The organism is Streptomyces sp. SID14478 (genome assembly GCF_010548525.1).
GTDB lineage: Bacteria > Actinomycetota > Actinomycetes > Streptomycetales > Streptomycetaceae > Streptomyces.
Map to the genome: position 1 here is coordinate 1 of NZ_JAAGMG010001238.1, position 3,822 is coordinate 3,822.

The window sequence follows — 3,822 nt, forward strand, 5'->3', positions numbered from 1 at the left end:
GCCCGGGCCGCTGTCCGTGACCCGCAGCAGCAGGGCGCCCGGGGCGGCGCGGGCGGTCACGGTGACGCGGGCGCGCGGCGAACCCTGCGCCGCGTCGACCGCGTTGTCGAGGAGGTTGCCGAGGACGGTGACCAGATCGCGGGCGGCCAGCGCCCGCGGCAGCAGCCCGTCGTCGATCCAGGTGTCGGCGGAGACGACCAGCTCGACCCCGTGCTCGTTGGCCTGCGCCGCCTTGCCGAGCAGCAGCGCGGCGAGGACGGGCTCGCTGACGGCACCCACGACCTGGTCGGTCAGCGCCTGGGCCAGCTCCAGCTCGGCGGTGGCGAAGTCGACGGCCTCGTCGGCGCGGCCCAGCTCGATCAGCGAGACGACGGTGTGCAGCCGGTTCGCCGCTTCGTGCGCCTGCGACCTGAGGGCCTGGGTGAACCCCCGCTCGGAGTCCAACTCGCCCATCACCGCCTGGAGTTCGGTGTGATCGCGCAGGGTCACGACGGTGCCGCGCCGGTTCTCACTGGCCACCGGCGAGGTATTGACGACCACGACCCGGTCCGCGGTCAGATGCACCTCGTCGACCCGCGGCTCGGCGGCCAGCAGGGCGCCGGTGAGCGGCGCGGGCAGTCCGAGTTCGGCGACGCCCCGGCCCACCGCCTCCTCGCCGACGCCCAGCAGTTCGCGGGCCCCGTCGTTGATGAGCGCGATCCGCCGCTGCCCGTCCAGCATCAACAACCCCTCGCGCACGGCGTGCAGGGCGGCCTGGTGGTAGGCGTGCATCCGGCTCAGCTCGGTCGCGTTCATGCCGTGCGTGTGGCGCCGCAGCCGCGCGTTGATGACGTACGTGCCGATGCCGCCCAGGACGAGCGCGGCGCCCGCCACCGCGGCGACGGCGAGCACCTGCCCCCGCGCCTGCTCGGTGATCTCGTCGATGGTGATGCCGGCGCTGACCAGCCCGACGACCCGCCCGTCGGCGTACACGGGCGTGACGACACGCACCGAGGCGCCGAGGGTCCCGGTGTACGTCTCCGGGAAGGTGCGGCCCCGCAGCGCCGGCTCGATGTGCCCGAGGTAGCGCTTGTCGATCTGGTTCGGGTCCGGGTGCGTCCAGCGGATGCCCTGCGGATTCATGATCGTCACGAAGTCGACGCCGGTGTCCGCCATGACGTGGCCGGCGTACGCCCGCAGCACGTCACCCGGCTCCGCGCTCCCGGTGATCGCCTCCCGCACCGTGGGGGCGTCCGCGACGGCCGTCGCCACGGCCGTCGCCTGGCGCCGCGCCGCGGTCTCCGCCTGACTCCTGTCACTGAGGTACGTGAACAGCGCGCATCCCGCGACCACGACCGCGACGAGCACGGCCTGCATCGCGAACAGCTGACCGGCCAGGCTGCGAGGACGGGGGAGGCGCATGCCGCCAGTCTGCCCGGTCGGTGAAGCACGAACTAAATGAACGGAAGGGTGACGGCCGTCACGGCCTGGGAGATAGTCACCGGGATCCGCAGACCGTGAGCCGCACGGACCGACATCGTCGTCAGTCGTCAGGAGGAGCCGTGGCCGAGAACGGGACCGGCGCAGTCAAGCCGCCCGCCGCCAAACGGGACCGCACGCACTATCTCTACATCGCCGTCATCGTGGCCGTACTGCTCGGCATCGCCGTCGGCTTCATCTGGCCGGACTTCGCGGTCGAGCTCAAGCCCATCGGCACGGGCTTCGTGAACCTGATCAAGATGATGATCTCGCCGATCATCTTCTGCACGATCGTGCTCGGCGTCGGCTCGGTACGAAAGGCCGCCCAGATCGGCAAGGTCGGCGGCCTGGCCCTCGGCTACTTCATCGCGATGTCGATGGTCGCGCTGGCCATCGGCCTCGTCGTCGGCAACATCCTGCACCCCGGTGACGGCATGCACCTCACCGAGGCGACGAAGGAGGTCGGCCACACCGCGGCCAAGGACGCCGCCGAAGGCCCGGTCGACTTCGTCCTCGGCATCATCCCGACGACGCTCGTCTCCGCCTTCACCGAGGGCGAGGTCCTGCAGACCCTGCTCGTCGCGCTCCTCGTCGGCTTCGCACTCCAGGCCATGGGCCGCGCCGGCGAACCGGTCCTGCGCGGCGTCGAGCACATCCAGAAGCTGGTCTTCCGCGTCCTCGGCATGATCATGTGGGCCGCCCCGGTGGGCGCGTTCGGCGCGATGGCAGCGGTGATTGGCGAGACCGGCACGGACGCCCTCAAGGCACTGGCCACGATCATGATCGGGTTCTACGTCACCTGCGCCCTGTTCGTGGGCATCGTGCTGGCGGCGATCCTGCGCCTGGCGGCCGGCTACAACATCTTCGCCCTCCTCAAGTACCTGAGCAGGGAGTTCCTCCTGATCCTGTCCACGTCCTCGTCCGAGTCGGCGCTGCCGCGGCTCATCGCGAAGATGGAGCACCTGGGCGTCAGCCGCCCGGTCGTCGGCATCACGGTGCCTACGGGCTACTCCTTCAACCTCGACGGGACCATGATCTACCTGACCATGGCGTCCCTGTTCATCGCCGACGCGATGGACCAGCCGATGAGCGTCGGCCAGCAGATCGGCCTGCTCCTCTTCATGATGGTCGCGTCGAAGGGCGCGGCGGGCGTCTCCGGTTCGGGCATCGCGGTGCTCGCCAGCGGACTCCAGTCCCACAAGCCGGCCCTGGTCGACGGCGTCGGCCTCATCGTCGGCATCGACCGCTTCATGAGCGAGGCCCGCGCGCTGACGAACTTCGCGGGCAACGCGGTGGCCACGCTGCTGATCGGCACCTGGACCGGGGAGGTCGACCGCGACCGGGTGCACCGGGTGCTCGCCGGCGACCTGCCCTTCGACGAGCGGACGCTGCTGGACTCGAGCGCCGAGGACTCGCAGGTCCCGACGCCGCGCGACGGCGGGACGAAGGAGCCGGTCGGGGCCTGAGGAACGCCCTGCGACCTGCTGAGCGGGGTCCGGTGCCGTCGGTACCGGACCCCGCTTTTGTACTGCCGCCACGGGTGGCGTAGGGTCCTTCGAGTTGTCACGGAGCCGACGGTTCCGGGGCAGCGCCTCCTGCCGCTCGAAGCGGCATCCCAACCATCAGCACGATCTCCCTCGGGATTGATTTCGGCGTGCCCGAATTCAATTCGAAAAGGGTTGCGGCCGATCTGATCACCTCGATTAGGAACCACCGCGAGGATCCGCTAAAGTTTGGGACGTCGGAACGGCCCAACAGCCGCAACGACAAACCCGGTTGACAGGGAATCAGGCCCGAAAGGATCTGATACAGTCAACACCGCCGGAAGGCCGAAAAGCCGGAAAGCGAATAAGCAAGACCAGCAAGACCTCGAGGAAATCGGATCGGAAAGATCTGATAGAGTCGGAAACGCAAGATCGAAGGGAAGCGCCCGGAGGAAAGCCCGAGAGGGTGAGTACAAAGGAAGCGTCCGTTCCTTGAGAACTCAACAGCGTGCCAAAAGTCAACGCCAGATTGACAACCCTGTCCCGGCCTTCTCGGTCGGAACACGGTTCCTTTGAAAAAGTCCTTCCACTTGATTGTGGGAGGCGCACAGCGAGGACGCTGTGAACCGGGGGGATTATTCCTCTTCCTGGTTCCGCTCTCGTGGTGTCACCCCGATCACGGGGAAACATTCACGGAGAGTTTGATCCTGGCTCAGGACGAACGCTGGCGGCGTGCTTAACACATGCAAGTCGAACGATGAAGCCCTTCGGGGTGGATTAGTGGCGAACGGGTGAGTAACACGTGGGCAATCTGCCCTTCACTCTGGGACAAGCCCTGGAAACGGGGTCTAATACCGGATAACACTCCCGCACTCCTGTG

Annotated in this window: 2 protein-coding genes and 1 rRNA gene; 2 read left to right on the top strand and 1 reads right to left on the bottom strand. The window is 68.0% G+C overall.

What is annotated here, in order from left to right; genetic code table 11:
- Positions 1–1,401, bottom strand: a 1,401-nt coding sequence (locus G3I40_RS39805) for an ATP-binding protein (RefSeq protein WP_164559694.1), incomplete at its 3' end; no start/stop codon positions are given.
- A gap of 140 nt (positions 1,402–1,541) precedes the next feature.
- Between G3I40_RS39805 and G3I40_RS39810 the strand changes: the two genes are divergently transcribed.
- Together G3I40_RS39810 and G3I40_RS39815 are read left to right on the top strand one after the other, a co-directional pair.
- Positions 1,542–2,924 (top strand): cation:dicarboxylase symporter family transporter, encoded by a 1,383-nt coding sequence (locus tag G3I40_RS39810; RefSeq protein ID WP_164559696.1) that lies wholly within the window; start codon positions 1,542–1,544, stop codon positions 2,922–2,924.
- A 707-nt stretch (positions 2,925–3,631) separates the two neighbouring features.
- Positions 3,632–3,822: ribosomal RNA gene (locus tag G3I40_RS39815) — 16S ribosomal RNA — on the top strand; the annotation flags it as partial.